16 protein-coding genes are annotated in these 16,995 nt (G+C 68.0%); 11 read left to right on the plus strand and 5 right to left on the minus strand.

Annotated features, from left to right (window positions below):
- Positions 1-10: 10 nt before the first annotated feature.
- A complete protein-coding gene (locus RMO01_RS04640; protein ID WP_309627872.1) occupies positions 11-817 on the minus strand; it encodes a thiazole synthase in 807 nt (268 codons plus the stop codon).
- 40 nt (positions 818-857) lie between these two features.
- Entirely contained in the window at positions 858-1,055 is a 198-nt protein-coding gene (thiS, locus tag RMO01_RS04645; protein ID WP_309627873.1) for a sulfur carrier protein ThiS, read from the minus strand.
- A gap of 116 nt (positions 1,056-1,171) precedes the next feature.
- Between thiS and aroQ the strand changes: the two genes are divergently transcribed.
- The 4 genes from aroQ (at position 1,172) to aat (ending at position 4,359) form a co-directional block, all read left to right on the plus strand.
- Positions 1,172-1,633 (plus strand): type II 3-dehydroquinate dehydratase, encoded by a 462-nt coding sequence (gene aroQ, locus RMO01_RS04650; RefSeq protein ID WP_309627874.1) that lies wholly within the window; start codon positions 1,172-1,174, stop codon positions 1,631-1,633.
- 25 nt (positions 1,634-1,658) lie between these two features.
- Positions 1,659-2,171 (plus strand): acetyl-CoA carboxylase biotin carboxyl carrier protein, encoded by a 513-nt coding sequence (gene accB / locus RMO01_RS04655; protein WP_309627875.1) that lies wholly within the window; start codon positions 1,659-1,661, stop codon positions 2,169-2,171.
- A 4-nt stretch (positions 2,172-2,175) separates the two neighbouring features.
- Positions 2,176-3,525: an acetyl-CoA carboxylase biotin carboxylase subunit gene (gene accC, locus RMO01_RS04660; protein ID WP_309627876.1), complete on the plus strand. Its 1,350-nt coding sequence runs from the start codon at positions 2,176-2,178 to the stop codon at positions 3,523-3,525.
- A 138-nt stretch (positions 3,526-3,663) separates the two neighbouring features.
- On the plus strand, positions 3,664-4,359 hold the full coding sequence (gene aat / locus RMO01_RS04665) for a leucyl/phenylalanyl-tRNA--protein transferase (RefSeq protein ID WP_309627877.1): 696 nt from the start codon (positions 3,664-3,666) through the stop codon (positions 4,357-4,359).
- Here aat and RMO01_RS04670 read toward each other — a convergent pair.
- The gene (locus RMO01_RS04670) at positions 4,326-4,997 is read right to left on the minus strand and encodes a DUF2155 domain-containing protein (protein WP_309627878.1); all 672 of its coding nucleotides are present in this window, start codon (positions 4,995-4,997) and stop codon (positions 4,326-4,328) included. The two genes, aat and RMO01_RS04670, sit on opposite strands and share 34 nt — an antisense overlap.
- Positions 4,994-5,386 carry an NADH:ubiquinone oxidoreductase subunit NDUFA12 gene (locus tag RMO01_RS04675; protein WP_303695551.1) on the minus strand — a complete coding sequence of 131 codons (393 nt, stop codon included), beginning with the start codon at positions 5,384-5,386 and terminating at the stop codon, positions 4,994-4,996. The genes RMO01_RS04670 and RMO01_RS04675 overlap by 4 nt, the downstream gene beginning before the upstream one ends.
- 207 nt (positions 5,387-5,593) lie before the next feature.
- On the opposite strand from RMO01_RS04675, the gene RMO01_RS04680 reads away from it, so the two are divergent.
- From RMO01_RS04680 to RMO01_RS04695, 4 genes are all read left to right on the plus strand, one after another.
- A complete protein-coding gene (locus RMO01_RS04680; RefSeq protein ID WP_309627879.1) occupies positions 5,594-8,362 on the plus strand; it encodes a TSCPD domain-containing protein in 2,769 nt (922 codons plus the stop codon).
- 6 nt (positions 8,363-8,368) lie between these two features.
- Positions 8,369-8,770: a thioesterase family protein gene (locus tag RMO01_RS04685; protein ID WP_309627880.1), complete on the plus strand. Its 402-nt coding sequence runs from the start codon at positions 8,369-8,371 to the stop codon at positions 8,768-8,770.
- Positions 8,771-8,856: 86 nt separating this feature from the next.
- A complete protein-coding gene (locus RMO01_RS04690; RefSeq protein ID WP_309627881.1) occupies positions 8,857-9,342 on the plus strand; it encodes a pentapeptide repeat-containing protein in 486 nt (161 codons plus the stop codon).
- A 74-nt stretch (positions 9,343-9,416) separates the two neighbouring features.
- Complete coding sequence (locus RMO01_RS04695; RefSeq protein ID WP_309627882.1) at positions 9,417-10,301, plus strand: pentapeptide repeat-containing protein; 885 nt, start codon at positions 9,417-9,419, stop codon at positions 10,299-10,301.
- 24 nt (positions 10,302-10,325) lie between these two features.
- Here the strand turns inward: RMO01_RS04695 and aspS are convergent, their stop codons facing one another.
- Positions 10,326-12,161, minus strand: a complete 1,836-nt coding sequence (gene aspS / locus RMO01_RS04700) for an aspartate--tRNA ligase (protein ID WP_309627883.1) — start codon at positions 12,159-12,161, stop codon at positions 10,326-10,328.
- Between the two features lie 391 nt (positions 12,162-12,552).
- On the opposite strand from aspS, the gene RMO01_RS04705 reads away from it, so the two are divergent.
- The 3 genes from RMO01_RS04705 (at position 12,553) to RMO01_RS04715 (ending at position 16,990) form a co-directional block, all read left to right on the plus strand.
- Positions 12,553-13,266 carry a chromosomal replication initiator DnaA gene (locus RMO01_RS04705; RefSeq protein WP_309627884.1) on the plus strand — a complete coding sequence of 238 codons (714 nt, stop codon included), beginning with the start codon at positions 12,553-12,555 and terminating at the stop codon, positions 13,264-13,266.
- Between the two features lie 23 nt (positions 13,267-13,289).
- On the plus strand, positions 13,290-15,506 hold the full coding sequence (locus RMO01_RS04710; RefSeq protein WP_309627885.1) for an RNA degradosome polyphosphate kinase: 2,217 nt from the start codon (positions 13,290-13,292) through the stop codon (positions 15,504-15,506).
- A gap of 62 nt (positions 15,507-15,568) precedes the next feature.
- On the plus strand, positions 15,569-16,990 hold the full coding sequence (locus RMO01_RS04715; RefSeq protein WP_409013047.1) for a Ppx/GppA family phosphatase: 1,422 nt from the start codon (positions 15,569-15,571) through the stop codon (positions 16,988-16,990).
- The last annotated feature ends 5 nt before the right edge of the window (positions 16,991-16,995 follow it).

The raw sequence follows: 16,995 nt of genomic DNA on the forward strand, positions 1-16,995 counted from the left end.
TCCGTCAAGCTCAGATCAGGCCGGCCAGTGGCGAGGACGGGTCGGCGTACATCTTCTTCGCCATCCGCCCGGCCAGATAGGCCTCGCGTCCCGCGATGACCGCATGCTTCATCGCCCGCGCCATGCGGATCGGGTCCCTGGCCCCGGCGATGGCGGTGTTGGTCAGGACGGCGTCGCACCCCAGCTCCATCGCCACAGTCGCGTCCGAGGCCGTACCCACGCCTGCATCGACCAGCACGGGCACCCCGGCTTGCTCCACGATCAGCCGCACATTGACGGCGTTCTGCAGCCCCAGCCCCGATCCGATCGGCGCGGCCGCCGGCATGATGGCCGCCGCTCCCGCGTCCTCGAGCCGTTTGGCCATGACCACGTCGTCGGTGCAGTAGACCATGACGTCGAAGCCGTCGGCGACCAGCAGGTCCAGGGCCCGCAGCGTCTCGATCATGTCGGGATACAGATGCGCCGAGTTCGACAGCACCTCCAGCTTGACCAGATCCCAGCCCCCCGCCTCGCGCGCCAGCCGCAGGGTCCGCACCGCATCCTCGCCGGTGAAACAGCCGGCCGTGTTGGGCAGGAATGTGAACCGGTCCGGCTTCAGATAGTCGACCAGCATCGGCTGGGACGGATCGCTGAGGTTCACCCGGCGCAGCGCCACGGTGACGATTTCGGCCCCCGCAGCCTCGGCCGCGGCCGCGTTCTGGGCGTAGTCGGCGTATTTGCCGGTGCCGACGATCAGACGGGAGTTGAAGCTGCGACCGGCGACGGTCCAGCTGTCGGCCGGGGTTTCAGTGGTCGGTGCGACGAAGGGAGCGTTCATGGCCTTCATCTAGGCCCGCGCGCCCGGAAACGGAACCCGCTCAGCCCCCGCCGACGAACTGCACCAGCTCGATCCGGTCGCCGTCTTCCAGCACCGTTTCCGCATGCAGGGACCGGGGAACGATCGCCAGGTTGCGCTCCACGGCGACCTTGCGGACGTCGAAGCCGAGCTCCTCGACGAGCGCCAGGACCGTTCGCGCGGCCACCTCCCGCGTATCTCCGTTGACTTGAATGCGCATGTCGTTACGTCAACCTGACCTGTGCGGCGCAACCTCGGCTTTGACGAGCGACGCCGTTCCGCTAAAAGGCCGCCCCACCGAAGCGGTCAGCCACTTCGCCAACCCGCCCGGAGCGAATGCCCGAAACTCCCGTCCTCTACGTCCTGAACGGCCCCAACCTCAACCTCCTGGGGGTGCGGGAACCGCACATCTATGGGCGCGAAACCCTGGCCGACGTGCAGGCCCTGTGCGAGGCGGCGGCCGGGGGCGCGAAGGTCGTCTTCCGCCAGTCGAATCACGAAGGCGAGCTGGTGGACTGGATCCAGGAAGCCCGCACAAAGGCCACAGCCCTCGTGATCAATCCGGCCGCCTACAGCCACACCTCCGTCGCCCTGCTGGACGCCCTGAAGGCCCTCACCATCCCGGTGGTCGAGTGCCATCTGTCCAACCCGGCAGCACGCGAGGAATTCCGGCGTCACTCCTACGTATCGCTGGCGGCCACAGGCATAGTCTCGGGCTTCGGCGCCCATTCCTACGAACTGGCCGTCAAGGCCGCCCTCCGGCTGGCGCGGGAACGCTCCGCATCGCCTGCCCGTTGAACCCAGACCACAAGGCATAGCTCTCATGGCGACCGACAAGAAACTGGATAACGAGCCCTCGGTGGAGATCGACACCACGCTGGTCCGCCAGCTGGCCGACATTCTCAACGACACCTCGCTGACCGAGATCGAGGTCGAGCGGGGCGAACTGCGCATCCGCGTCGCCCGCGAGATCACCGCAGCCCCGGTGATGCAGTACGCGTCCGCCCCGGCCCTTTCCCCGCAGCCCGGCGCCGCCCCCGCTGCCTCGGCCGCGCCGCTGTCCATGCCGTCGGACCCGGCCACCATCGTCGCCAAATCGGGCGAGCAGGTGAAGTCGCCGATGGTCGGCACCGTCTATCTGCAGGCCTCGCCCGAGGCCCCGCCGTTCGCCAAGGTCGGCGACAGTGTCAAGAAGGGACAGACGCTGCTGATCGTCGAGGCCATGAAGACGATGAACCCGATCCAGGCCCCCCGCGACGGCGTGGTCCAGGAAATCCTGGTCGGCGACGCCCAGCCCGTCGAGTTCGGCGAACCCCTCGTCGTTCTCGAGGCCTGAGCCCGTGTTTACGAAAGTCCTGATCGCCAACCGCGGCGAGATCGCGCTGCGCATCCACCGCGCGTGCAAGGAGATGGGCATCTCCACCGTCGCCGTGCACTCGGAAGCCGACCGCGGCGCCATGTGGGTCCGCCTGGCGGACGAGAGCGTCTGCATCGGCCCGGCCCCGGCCGCCAAGTCCTATCTGAACATTCCGTCGATCATCGCAGCCGCCGAGATCACCGGCGCCCAGGCGATCCACCCGGGGTACGGTTTCCTGTCCGAGAACGCCCGTTTCGCCGAGATCGTCGAAGCGCACGGGATGACCTTCATCGGTCCCAAGCCCGAACATATCCGGGTCATGGGCGACAAGATCAGCGCCAAACAGACGGTGCTGGAGGCCGGCATCCCCTGCGTTCCCGGCTCGGCCGGCGAGGTTGAAACGATCGAGGCGGCCATCGAAGCCTCCAAGGCCATCGGCTTCCCGCTGATCGTGAAGGCGGCGGCGGGCGGCGGCGGACGCGGCATGAAGGTCGCCCTGACCGCAGACGACCTCGTGGAGGCCGTCCAGACCGCCCAGACCGAGGCCAAGGCCGCCTTCGGCAACGGCGCCGTCTACATGGAGCGCTACCTCCAGAAACCGCGCCACATCGAGATCCAGGTCGTGGCCGACAGCCACGGCAACGTCGTTCACCTCGGCGAACGCGACTGCTCGCTGCAGCGTCGTCATCAGAAGGTGCTGGAAGAGGCCCCCTCGCCCGCCCTGTCGGCGGCCGAACGTGTCCAGATCGGCGAGGTCGTCAACCGGGCCATCGGCAAGATCGGCTACCTGGGCGTGGGCACGATCGAATTCCTGTGGGAGGACGGCGAGTTCTTCTTCATCGAGATGAACACCCGCCTGCAGGTCGAACACCCGGTCACCGAGGCCGTCACCGGCGTGGATCTGGTTCGCGAACAGATCCGCATCGCTGCGGGCCTGCCACTGTCCTTCACCCAGGAGGAGATCCATTTCGAGGGCCACGCCATCGAGGTCCGTATCAACGCCGAGAACTCGGAAACCTTCGCGCCGTCGCCCGGCACGGTCACCGATTTCCACGCGCCCGGTGGCTTGGGCGTGCGGCTCGATAGCGCAATCTACGCCGGCTATTCGATCCCACCCTACTATGACAGCCTCATCGGCAAGCTGATCGTCCACGGCCGCGACCGCGCCGAGTGCGTGGCCCGCCTGAAGCGCAGTCTGAACGAGATGGTCATCGGCGGCATCGACACCACCATTCCGCTATTCCAGAAGTTGCTGCAGGAGCCCGACATCCTGTCAGGCGATTACGATATCCACTGGCTGGAAAACTGGGCCAAGCGTCAGAAGGGCGAATGACGCCCATTCCTCCCCTGTTGGGGGAGGTGGCGCGGCGCGCCTTTGCGCCGTGACGGAGGGGGCCATCCGTACACGCCAGCATCTGGGGCCATTCCCCTCCTCCGCTTCGCGGTCCCCCTCGCTCCAAGGGGGAGGATTATGACTGATCCGGCGGCCAGCGCCTTCTCGCCGCCGGACCCGTTCGACGCCCACGCCCTGTTGCAGTGCTATGCCCACGGGGTCTTTCCGATGGGCGAGGATCGCGACGACCCACGCGTCTATCTGGTGGAGCCGGAGCAGCGCGGCGTCATCCCGCTCGACGGCTTCCACGTACCCGCCCGCCTGCGCCGAACAATCCGCAAAGAGCCTTTTGTCGTGCGCGTGGACACGGCGTTCGACGCCGTCTTGCACGCATGCGCCGCGTCCGGACCGGGCCGCGAGGAGACCTGGATCAACGACCCGATCATGGGCCTGTATCTGGATCTCCACATGAGGGGCCACGCCCACAGCATCGAATGCTGGCGCGATGAGGTCCTGGTCGGCGGCCTCTATGGCGTCACCCTGGGCGGCGCCTTTTTCGGGGAGAGTATGTTCAGCCGGGCAACGGACGCCTCCAAGGTCGCACTCGTGCACCTCGTGGCGCACCTGCGGCTCGGCGGCTGGCGGTTGCTGGACGCCCAGTTCCGCACCCCGCATCTGGACCAGTTCGGCCTGCGGGAAATCCCGCAGAGCGCCTATCTGAAGCGCCTGGCTGACGCCTTGCCGGTGATACCCGATCCGACCGCCCTGACCCGTCCGCTGTCGGGCGCTGAGGCCGTGACCTACGCCTTGCAGCCCACGACCCAGGCGTCATAGATCGGGTGCTGCAGCCCGCTGAGCGCCGGGGTCGACGAAAACATCCAGCCGCGGAAGATCTGGCGCGGGGCGGCACCCGCCGCCTTCGGCTGCAACGTCACATCGATATAGGCGATCGCGTCGGAGACCAGTTCGTTCTCGGCCGAGACCTCGCAGGCGCGGGCGGTGAAGATCAGCGACTGGTTGAAGCGCACGGGCCGTCCGCCGACCTCGACCTCGAACCGCATGCTTTCGGCCGTGATCTTGTCGATGGCCTCGATGATCGCGATGCGGCGACGCTGGCGCGGGACAGGCGTGTCGGCGGCGAGGCGTTTGGCCTTGTCTTCGTCGGACTCGCCCTCGTCCTTGTCTTCCGCATCCTCGTCTTCCGCCTGATCGCCCCCCTTGTCCTCTTCGAGGGCGGCCGTAGCGATCTCGACCGGAGGCGGCGGCGTGATGGCGATGGGCACGGCAGGCGCCGGATCGGCCGCCGGGGCAGCTTCCTGCGTCGGGTCGGCCCTCAGGGCGTCGCCGACAGGATCGGCTGCCGGGGTCGCGTCCTGGGCAGGAGCATTCTGCCAGCCGCCGGCGACCACGCCGCCGGAAACGGCCAGTCCGACGACCGCCGTGCCGATCAGCAGGATGCGCGCGCGGTTCATTCGGGCTTCCAGGCCTCGTAGTCGCCGGTCGCGGCGGGGCGAACCCCCTCCTCCAGCAGGGAGCCTTGAGGATGCCAGGCCAACGGCGTGCCAGTCATGTTCGGACGGTGATCCAATTCCCACCGACGGCGCGGCAGCGGCGCCTCCGTCGGCGGCTCGTCGAACGTGTAGTGCAGCCAGCCATGCCAGTCCGGCGTCACCTTCGACGCCTCAGCATAGCCGTCATAGACCACCCAGCGGCGCTTGCGGCCGTCATAGCTGACATTGTCGCGCGACTGGTAGTAGCGGTTGCCGTTCTCGTCGGTCCCGATGAGCTCGCCGCGCTTGGCGATGGTGAAGAGGGTGCCGATCGTCGCGCCGGACGTCCAACCGAAGATTCTGCCGAGCACGAGGCTTATCCAGTCTACAGATTCGGATCGGCGGGAGGCCCGATCCAGTCTCCCGATCATAGAAACCGGCCGCGTCCGCGTCCAGCGTCCAGCCGAAATCGCCGCGAGCAACATCTTGGGGGTAACCCGCAAGCAGACCGCTACATCTATTGCGAGGCAGGGCCGGAGCGCCCTAGGCTGACGAAACGATCCTGTCCGGGCCTGCGAATGCGCTTCACCCCCTTCCTGACCGACCTTGCGGCCTCCGTCGCGTGCGAAGCGCGCGAGATCGAGCGGGCCGACCGCGTCATCCGGGTCATGGCCCCGGCCGGCTGGAGCGACGCGCGGGTTGAGGCCTGGCTGGACTGGCACGACCAGTCGCCCGACGACTGGCCCCGCCTTGAGGGCGCGCCCTCCCGCACAGCGGCGGCCGGACCGCCCGTTCTGGACGGAGCCCTCGATCGATGGGCCGCCCGTCTTGCGGCCTGGGGTCGGTCGACCGGAGTGTTCCCGTCCGCGTCGGATGCTGAAACCTTCGCCTCGGAACTGGTCGCCAGCGTTCTTCTGGGTCTCGCCGCGCCGTCGTCAGGGTTGCTCGAAGGCGCCCGGACGCCGCCCGCCGCCGAAGACCAGCCCGGCCCCACCCGCAACGCGACCGTGTTCGACCTCGGCGACGCCGGTGTTCGCGCCCGATTCGAAAGCGACACGGCACGGCGACGCACGGCGTGTGTGACCGCCCATGCCCTGTCCGGCGTCACCCGCACCCTGCGCGCGGTAACCGATGCGGTCAGGCGTTGCGAAGGCCCGACCTCGGTGTGCGCCGACCCGGCCTCCAATCCCGCTCTCGGACGCGCCGCCCTCGCCGCTCGTCGCGCCGGGGCGGATGACACAGCCATTCTGGATGCCATCGCCGGACGGGTCTTCTCCGCGCCGGAGCCCGAGCCGCTGAAGCAGACGCGGGTCGTCGCCGTCGCCGATCCCGCTTCGCCCATGGACGCCCCGCTCCGGGCCGCCGCCGACGGCAGCCTGGCCGACGACCTCGTGGTCGCCTTCTCCGTGCGTGATGCAGAGGCCGCTGCGGATCTGGCGATCGCTCCGGGTTGCGCCATCGCCCTGCCCGCCGTGGCCGCCACCCTGCCCGACATGATCGATGCCCTCGACGCTCTCGCCCGGCTTTGGACGACGGCTCTGGAGATCGAGGTCGCCTGCGGTTTCGCCCCGGATGGGCGGCTGGCGCGTCGGCGTCACGCCGTGCGTCCCGTTGTTCTGACGCTGGCGAACGGTCTCGACTGGCTGGTCGCCGAGGCTGGCGGTGTGGTCAACGAAAATGAGTTCACCGCGGCATCCGGTTTGTTCGCCGCCGCGGCATCCCTCGCCTCCAGCGAACTCGCCGAAGCACTGCGCCCGGCCGCCGACTGGCCCGTCGCAGCGGAAGCCGTTCTGGCCGCCCTGGAGATGCGCGAGGCCCACCTCGCCGACCTGACGAGCGAGCTCGGGCGGGCGGCCGCCTTGCGAACCGCCCAGGCCCATGCCGCCGCCAGCGCCTCCGGCCGCCGCCAATGCCTGATCGCGACCCTGGCGGCGGATGCCGAGCGGGATCTCAGGCTGGGCGTTGCACCGCTGTCCGGCATTGAAGTGTTCGAGACCCGGGACGGGGGCATGGTTCGCCGTCTGCACCCGGCGCTGGCCGCCGCAATCACGGCCCAGGGCGGCGACGTCGAGGGCGCCGAACGCTGGCTCCTGGGCCGCCGCACGCTGATCGACTCGCCCGCGCTCGGCTATGCCGAACTCGCGGCGAAGGGGTTTACCGAGGTGGAGCTCGAGGCCGTCGAGGCGGCTCTGGCCCATGTCGAACGGCTGGATGAGGCCTTCGCCCCGCCTGTCCTGGAAGCCGGTTTCATCCGCGACGTCCTCGGCTTCGATCAGGAGACCGCGGGCCCAAGCGGCCCCTTGGCCTTGCTGGCCACCCCGAAAGAGATCACTGCCGCGACGGAATATGTGTTCGGCCACCGTGATCTGTCCGCCTGGCCGAGCGCGCCGTTGCGGCTGAAGGCCATTCTCGCCGACCTCGACGCCGCCTCCACCAACCTGACCCGCGTAGCCGAGCCGTTCAGCGACGTGGCGGACATGACCTCGGTTGAACTGCCCAGCCGCGCGGGAATCGGCGCGGCCATGGCCATGCTGACCCAGGCCGCGTCCGAAGGTCGTCGTGCGATTCGCCTCTCGCGCCGTCAGGCCTCCAATCAGCCCCTGCTTCACCTTCCGGATTTCGAACCCGCCCGACGCGCGCCGGAACCCGCGCCACAGCCTCGTCCCGCGACGACGGAGCGCGTTGTGGAACGGGTGATCGAGCGCGTCCGCACCCGCCGAAAACTGCCCGATCGCCGCAAGGGCTACATCCAGAAGGCCGCTGTCGGGGGCCACAAGGTCTATATCCATACCGGCGAATACGAGGACGGCGAACTCGGCGAGATCTTCATCGACATGCACAAGGAAGGCGCCGCCTTCCGCAGCCTGATGAACAATTTCGCCATAGCGATCTCCATCGGCCTGCAATACGGGGTGCCGCTGGACGAGTTCGTAGACGCCTTCCTGCTGACCCGGTTCGAGCCGGCGGGGCGGGTCACCGGAAACGATTCCATCGGATCGGCGACATCGATCCTGGACTACATCTTCCGCGAACTGGGCGTGTCCTATCTGGACCGCCACGAACTGGCCAATGCCGATGCGGAGCCGCTCGACGCCGACGGTCTGGGTTCGGGCAAGGCCGATGAACTGGTCCCGGCCGCCCGCTTTATCTCCAAAGGTTTCGCCCGGGGGGCCACGCCGGACAATCTCGTGGTCCTGCCGTTCGGCCGGAAGGCCGAAATGCCGGGCCGAAACGGTGATCACGGCGAGGCCGACGCCTGCCCCGCCTGCGGTGACTTCACGCTTCAGCAACGCGGCGGGGCCTGGATCTGCGACACCTGCGGCATCGCGCCCCAGATGCGCGGATAAGGCCTGGTGTCCGCCTTCAGCTGCCCCCTTCGCGTTCGCTGGGGCGAGGTCGACGCCCAGGGCGTCGTCTTCAACCCCAACTATTTCGTCTACGCCGATGTCGCAGCGACAGAGTTCTTCCGCGCCGCCGGCGTGATGACCGGCGACTACCCCGACATGGGCCAGAGCTACGTGGTCGATGCGCGCGCCAGCTTTCGCGCTTCGGCCCGGTTTGACGACCTCCTGGACATCCAGGTCTCCGTGCCCCGGATCGGACGCTCCAGCTATGAGCTTCGCGTCGACATTTTGCGGAGCGGCCAACTTCTGACCGAGGTCTCGCTGACCTATGTCCGTGCGCTGGAGGGCAAGTCTGAACCCCTGTCCGAAAGCTATCGCGCCATGCTGGCCCGGGTCGTCAGAACCGACTGAGCGCGGTTCAGCAGATCGTAAGCACCTGTGCGGTAGCCATGGGACGACGAACGCCGCCGGTTCGCCGGCTTCGGAGCACGACCGCCTTGAAACGCCTGATCCTCGTGGCGACCGCCCTCGCCCTCATCGCCGCCCCGGCCCTTGCCCAGAACGCCGGCCAGATCGCCCGCGTGCGCGGCGGGGCCAGCTGTTCAGGGTGCAACCTGTTCCAGGGCGATTTCTCGGGGCTGGAGGCCCGCGGCCTGAACCTCAGCGGCTCCAGGCTGCGCCAGGCGGACCTCAGTCTTTCGGAGATGAACCGCACGCGGTTCTCCGGCGCTGACCTGCGCGACGTAGAGGCCTACGGCGGTGTCTTCTCCAGCTCGAACTTCAACCGCGCCGACCTGACCAACGCCAGCTTCGTCGGGGCCTATCTGGAAGGCTCCAGCTTTTCGGGCGCGACCCTGACCGGGACAAACTTCTCCGGAGCCCAGCTGGCGCGCGCCACCGGCCTGACCCAGAGCCAGCTGAACCGGGCCTGCGGCGACGCCGCGACGACCCTGCCCGGAAGTCTGCGCATTCCCGCCTGTTGAAGACCTCCATCCTTACCGCGATTTAAGTAGGGTTTCCGGTGATCAGGGATCATCTAGGGGACGTGAAACAGACCGTGACTTTTTCCAGCCACCTGTCCGCCGCCCTGCCGGCGCTCGCGCTGTTCGCCGGCCTTTCGGCGCTTGCGGCTCCTGCGGCGGCCGAGGTCGGCCTGTCGATTCAGGACCGCGACGTGACCCGGATGGTCTCGCTGGGCGGGTCCTGCAACCGCTGCGAACTGTCGGGCCGCAACCTGGCCGGCGCGACCTTCACCGGCGCCAGCTTCCAGAGCGCGATGCTGGTCGGGGCGGACATGCGCGGCGCCGAACTGGTCGGTTCCAACTTCTCGAACAGCGACTTCACCGACGCAAACATGACCGGCGTGGAGATCCAGGGATCGAACTTCACCGGCGCTGTCTTCATCAACGCCAACATCAGCGGAGCGGAGGCCCAGGGATCGAACTTCACCCGGGCCGACCTCAGCCGCGCTAATCTGTCGGGCGCCGAGCTCATGGGCGCGAACATGAACGGCGCGGTCCTGTCGGGAACCAATCTGTCGAATACCGAGCTGTTCGGCACGACCCTGGCCAATGTCAGAGCGCGCGGCGCCTCCTTCGCCAATGCCGAGATGAACGCCGCCAACATGGCCGGCGGCGACTTCGCCAGCGCCAATTTCAGCAACGCCGAACTGGACGGCGCGCGCCTGTCCCAGGCGAACTTCGGACGGGCCCGCTTCACCGACGCCTCGATGCGCCGCGCCGACATCCGGGGCGCCGACCTGTCGACGGCCCGGGGCCTGACCCAGACCCAGGTCTCGCAGGCCTGCGGCGACTCCTCGACCCGCCTGCCGAACGGCCTCAGCGTCCGCAGCTGCGGAGCGCGGGTCATGCCCCCGGCCCCGCCCGCGCCTCCGGCTCCGCCGTCGCCGCGCCGCAACTTCGCCAGCGCCGACCGCCACTGATCGCGGCGGCCGTCGAGCCCGCCGTTATTTCAGCGGCAGGTTCTGGCGGATGTGAAGTTCCTTGTACTGACGATCCAGCGCGTCTGCGGGCGCGCTCATCAACAGATCCTGGCCCTGCTGGTTCAGCGGGAAGGCGATGACCTCGCGGATCGCGACCTGGTTGGCCAGCAGCATGACGATACGGTCGATGCCGGGAGCCAGACCGCCGTGCGGCGGCGCACCGTAACGGAAGGCGTTCAGCATGCCGCCGAACTGGTCCTCGACCACCGAGGCGTCGTAGCCGGCGAGCTCGAAGGCCTTGAGCATGATCTCGGCCTTGTGGTTCCGGATCGCGCCCGAGCACAGCTCATAGCCGTTGCAGACGATGTCGTACTGGTAGGCGCGGATGGTCAGCGGGTCCTGGGTCTCGAGGGCCTCCAGACCGCCCTGCGGCATCGAGAACGGGTTGTGCGAGAAGTCGACCTTCTTCTCTTCTTCCGACCATTCGAACATCGGGAAGTCGACGATCCAGCAGAATTTGAACTGCTCCTCGTCGACCAGCTTCAGCTCGGTCGCGACGCGGGTGCGGGCCAGACCGGCGAATTTGGCGAACACCGACGGCAGGCCGGCGGCGAAGAAGGCGGCGTCGCCCTTTCCGAGCCCCAGAGCCGTCATCAGGGCGTCGGTGGCTTCGCCCAGGTTCTTGGCGATCGGGCCGCCCCAGGCGTTGTTGTCGTCTGACCAGAAGATGTAGCCGAGGCCAGGCTGGCCCTCGCCCTGGGCCCAGGCGTTCATGCGGTCGCAGAAGGCGCGGCTGCCGCCGGTCGGGGCCGGAATGGCCCAGACGGCGTTCTTCGCGTCGGCGCCGAGGATCTTGTTGAACAGGCCGAAACCGCCGTCGCGGAAATGCTCCGAGACGTCCTGCATCTTGATCGGGTTGCGGGTGTCCGGCTTGTCGGTGCCGTACCACTTCATCGACTGTTCGTAGGTCAGGCGCTCGAAGCCGGCGTGCTCCAGGGTCTGGCCGAAGTCGTTGGTGAACGTGTGGGTCCCGGAGATCGGCGAGACGGGCTTTCCGTCCGCGAACTCCTCGAACACGCCGTGCATCACAGGTTCGATCGCAGCGAAAACATCCTCTTGCGTGACGAAGCTCATCTCGACGTCGAGCTGGTAGAATTCCAGCGAGCGGTCGGCGCGCAGGTCCTCGTCGCGGAAGCATGGGGCGATCTGGAAATAGCGGTCGAAGCCCGAGACCATCAGCAGCTGTTTGAACTGCTGCGGGGCCTGCGGCAGCGCATAGAATTTGCCCGGGTGCAGACGCGACGGCACCAGGAAGTCGCGCGCGCCTTCGGGCGACGAGGCCGTCAGGATCGGCGTCTGGTATTCGAGGAAGCCCTGATCGACCATGCGACGCCGGATCGAGGAGATCACCCGCGACCGCAGGACGATGTTCTTGTGCAGGGTCTCGCGGCGCAGGTCGAGGTAGCGGTGCTTGAGACGGATTTCCTCCGGATACTCCGGCTCGCCGAAGACCGGCAGCGGCAGTTCGGCAGCCTCGGACAGGACCTCGACGCCCGAGACGCGCAATTCGATCTCGCCTGTCGGCAGGGTCGCGTTCACGACCGAGGCATCGCGGGCGATGACTTCGCCGTCCACGCGGATGACGCTCTCTGCGCGCAGGCGCTCGACGGCTTCGAAGCCCGGGGTCTCCGGGTGGAAGACCAGCTGGGTCAGGCCGTAGTGGTCGCGCAGGTCGATAAACAGCAGGCCGCCGTGGTCGCGCTTGCGGTGCACCCAGCCCGACAGGCGCACATTAGAGCCCGCGTCCGAAGACCGGAGGGCGCCGCAGGTGTGGGAGCGATAGGCGTGCATGTCGGACATCGGGGGGAAAATCGTCTGAATCGGCCGGGAAACGGCGGGAATTGGAAGCGGCGTAAGGCGCATCCGCGCCCCGGAAAGTCAAGGTCGGCGGCGAGTCCGGCCGTGGCGCCGGACCCGAAAACACAGTCCGCCGGGTCCGGCGAGTCCGGATAGCCCAGAGTGGACGAACCCTTGGCTGGACGCTCTGCCAGTCTAGCTCATTTCGACACCAAGGCGCATTCGCGGCGTGGGGAACCCCGCCCGGCGGGACGAGAGAAGGGCTTCCGCGTCACATGACTTTATTTGTGCGGCGTCAAACGCGGTCGCAGCGGTCCACAGGACTGGATCGTCTGTCCACGTCGCATCGTGATCCCGTATCAGGACAATCGACCCGATCTGCTATGGTGAACCGATGTCGGCGCGCCGTCCCCCTCGCGAACAGCTCAGGCTGCCCCTGACCCGGGACGTGCCGCACGGCGCGACGGCCTTCGTCCGCTCGGCCTCCAACGCCTATGCCGTCGACGCCCTGGCCGCCTGGCCGGACAGCGCGGGCCAGGTCATGGCCATCTGCGGCCCTGCCGGCTGCGGCAAGAGCCACCTCGCCGCCATCTGGGCTGAAAGGGTCGGCGCCATCCCCCTGAACGGCGCGGAGGCCGCGCTCGCCGATCCGCTGGAGCTGGAGGGCCGTCCGGTGCTTCTGGACATCGCCCAGGACGCCGACGACGAGACCCTGTTCCACCTGATCAACCTGGCCCAGCAGGACGGGGGCGCCCTTCTGATGGTGTCGCGCCCCTCCCCGCGGCGCTGGCAGGTTGATGTGCCGGATCTGCGCTCGCGTCTCGACGCCGTGCGGGTCGTGGCCATGGAGGCGCCGGACGATACGGTGCTGTCCGCCATCCTCGCCGCGCGTTTCGCCGAGCGCAGCATCACGCCGGGAGACGGGGTGATCGACTATCTGGTGATGCGGATCGACCGGTCGGCGGCGGCCGCCGCGACCGTCGTCGAACGCCTCGACGCCGAGCATCGGCCGGTGAACCGGGCCCTCGCGCGGCAGGTTCTCGGGGCCAGCGACGATCTGTTCGACGACGCGGCTCAAGATGAAGGCGGATCAGGGTTGCAGCCGTAACAATCGCGCCCCACAACCGGCCCATGTCCGACGCCGCCATCGCCGACGCCACCCGGGGAGAGGAAGTCCCCTCCTCCCGTGCGCCCCAGTTGCATCTGGACGAGGACCTGATGGTCTCGCCCACCCGGTTCTTTAATCGCGAGATCAGCTGGCTGGCCTTCAACGCCCGGGTGCTCGAGGAAGCCGCGAACCCCAGCCACCCCCTGCTGGAGCGGCTGAGGTTCCTGTCGATCTCGGCCAATAACCTCGACGAGTTCTTCATGACCCGCGTCGCCGGCCTGAAGGGCCAGGTGCGCGAGCGCGTCCGGGTCCTGTCCGCCGACGGCCTGACCGCCGCCGAACAGCTGGAAAAGGTCAATGTCGCCGCCGGTGAGCTGATGGCCGAACAGCAGGCCCGCTGGCGCCAGCTCCGCAAGGAACTGACCGGCGCCGGTATCGAGGTCGTTCATTCCGGCAAGATCACCAAGACCGACAAGGAGCGGCTGGAGCCCGAGTTCCTGAACCAGCTGTTCGCCGTCCTGACCCCCCTGGCCATTGATCCGGCACACCCTTTCCCGTTCCTGCCCAACCTCGGCTTCTCGCTGGCGCTGAAACTGCGTCGCGAACGGGACAACAAGACCCTCTATGCGCTGGTCCCTGTCCCGACCCAGGTGCGGCGGTTCTGGGAGCTGACCGGTGACGGGCGGTCGGTGAAGGGGCGCAGACGGTTCATCTCGCTCGAAAACGTCCTGCTGCTGTTCATCGAGCACCTGTTTCCCGGCCACGAGGTGCTGGAGAAGGGCGTGCTGCGTCTGATCCGCGATTCGGACATCGAGATCGAGGAAGAGGCCGAGGATCTGGTCCTGGAGTTCGAGGAAGCGCTGAAGCAACGTCGCCTTGGCTCGGTGGTGCGGGTCAAGATCGAGGCGTCCATGCCCGACGATCTGCGCGAGTTCATCGTCGGCGAACTGGAGGCCGCCCCCCAGGATGTGGTGCTGGTCGACGGCATGCTGGGCCTGGCGCAGCTGGGCGAACTGATCCCCTCGGGCCATCCCGACCTGAAATTCCCCGGCTATGAGCCCCGCTATCCGGAGCGGGTCCGCGATCAGGGCGGCGACGTCTTCGCCGCCGTGCGCGAGAAGGACATCCTGATCCACCACCCGTTCGAGAGCTTCGACGTGGTGGTCCAGTTCCTGCGACAGGCGGCGCGCGACCCCAATGTCATCGCCATCAAACAGACTCTCTACCGCACCTCCAAGGACAGCCCGATCGTCGCCGCCCTGATCGAGGCGGCCGAGAACGGCAAGAACGTGGTGGCCCTGGTCGAGATCAAGGCCCGGTTCGACGAGGAGGCCAATCTGCGCTGGGCCCGGGCGATGGAGCGCGCCGGGGTCCACGTCGTCTTCGGCTTCGTCGAGTACAAGACCCACGCCAAGCTGAGCGTCGTCGTGCGCCGCGAGGGCGACGGGCTGAAAACATACTGCCATTTCGGCACCGGCAACTATCACCCGATTACGGCCAAGATTTACACTGACCTCAGCCTGTTCAGCTCGGACCCCGTGCTGGCTCGCGATGCGTCGCGGGTGTTCAACTACATCACGGGCTACGCGCAGCCCGAGGATCTGGAGGCGCTGGTCGTCTCTCCGCTCAATATGAAGGCCACGCTGATCGAACTGATCGGCAAGGAGATGTCGGCGGCGGCCAAGGGCAAGCCGGCGGCGATCTGGGTCAAACTCAATGCGCTCGTCGATCCGGAGATCATCGACGCCCTGTACCGCGCCAGCCAGTGGGGCGTGCGAATCGAACTGGTCGTGCGTGGCATCTGCTGCCTGCGGCCGGGCGTGCCGGGCCTGTCGGAGAATATCCGGGTCAAGTCGATCGTCGGCCGGTTCCTGGAGCACAGCCGGATCATCTGTTTCGCCAACGGCCGCGACCTGCCGCATGACAAGGCCAAGCTGTTCATTTCGTCGGCCGACTGGATGACCCGCAACCTGGATCGCCGCGTCGAGATCATGACGCCGATCACCAATGTGACGGTCCACGACCAGGTGTTGGACCAGATCATGGTCGCCAACCTGAAGGACGACGCCCAGAGCTGGGTGCTGGGCGCCGAAGGCGGCTACATCCGAGTCACGCCAGCCGACCCGGCGCGGCCCTTCTCGGCGCACAAATACTTCATGACCAACCCCAGCCTGTCGGGCCGGGGCCGCAAGGTCAAGAACAGGCCGGAAGCGCTGCGTTACGATCGGCCCGGTAAGTGAACGAACTCTACGCGACGCCGCGCGAGGCGGCGGTCATCGACATCGGTTCGAACTCCGTCCGTATGGTCCTGTACCGGCTGGAAGGCCGCGCCATCTGGACCGTGTTCAACGAAAAGGTGCTGGCCGGGCTGGGCCGGGACCTGCCGGAAACCGGCAAGCTTTCGCCTGCGGGCATCGAGATGGCGATGACCGCCCTGCGCCGGTTCGCCGCCGTGCTGGAGGGGGTTCGGCCCGCCTACACCTTCGTCGCCGCCACCGCCGCCGTGCGTGAAGCCCGGGACGGTCCGGACTTTTGCGAGCGCGTCGCCGCCGCCACGGGCCTGCGCGTCCGTGTCCTGACTGGCGAGGAGGAGGCGAAATACGCCGCGCTCGGCGTGCTCGCCGGAGAGCCGCGCTCGGAGGGCGTCGCCGCCGACATGGGCGGGTCCAGCCTTGAGCTGATCAAGGTCGGACAGGGCTCCATCACGCCCGGCGTGACCCTGCCGCTGGGGCCGTTCAGTCTGGCGGATCCAAAGGGGTTCGACGCCGGTCGGCTGCGGGCCACGATCGCGGACCGGCTGAAGCCGGCGGCGAAGCGATTCTCGGCCAGCGAACTGCACGCCGTGGGCGGGGGCTGGCGTTCGCTGGCCCAGCTGCACATGGCGATGAGCGACTATCCGCTCCACATCGTCCACCAGTATGCGATGAGCGCGGAGGACGCGCGGGGCATGGCGCGGCTGGTGGCGCAGCAGTCGAAAGCCTCGCTGGACCGGCTGCCGGGCGTGTCCAAACGCCGCGCCGAGACCCTGCCCTATGCCGCCCTCGTGCTTGAGGGACTGATCGACACCCTGGGGCTGAAGACCGTCACCTTCTCCGCCTGGGGCCTGCGCGAGGGCCTGCTGTATGAGACTCTGGATCAGGACGAGGCGCCTGCGGATCCGCTGATCGCCGGAGCCGCCGCCCTCGGCGCGCGCCAGGGCATCTCGCCGGCCCTGCCCGCCGCGCTGAACGCCTGGCTGGGCGATGTGATCGCGGCCCTGCCCGAGGCTTTCGGCCGCGAACGCGACGCCGTGCTGGCCGCCGCCGCGTGCCGACTCGCCGATCTGGGCGCGCGACTGCATCCCGATCACCGGCTGGAGCTGGTGTTCGACCAGGTCCTGCGCGCGCCGATCCCGGGCCAGACCCACCCCGAGCGGGTATGGCTGGCCTGCGCCCTGAACGGCCGCTACGGCGGCGGAGCTTCCACACCTGCGCCCGCAGTCGTCGATCGGCTTCTGAGCGATGACGCCCGCGCCAGCGCCCGGGCTCTCGGGCTGGCCATGCGGCTGGGCTGCGACCTGTCGGGGCGTTCGCCGCAGTTGCTGGCCAACGCCTCGGTTACCGTGAGGGACGGCGTCCTGAAGCTGACCGCCTCGCCGGGCTATGCCGACGTCCTGCTGGGCGAACAGACCCGTCGACGCGCCAAGGCCCTGGCCGAGGCCATGGGACTGAAGCTGGAAATCTGAGAAGG

This window comes from Brevundimonas sp. (genome assembly GCF_031412435.1).
In the GTDB taxonomy this organism is placed as follows: domain Bacteria; phylum Pseudomonadota; class Alphaproteobacteria; order Caulobacterales; family Caulobacteraceae; genus Brevundimonas.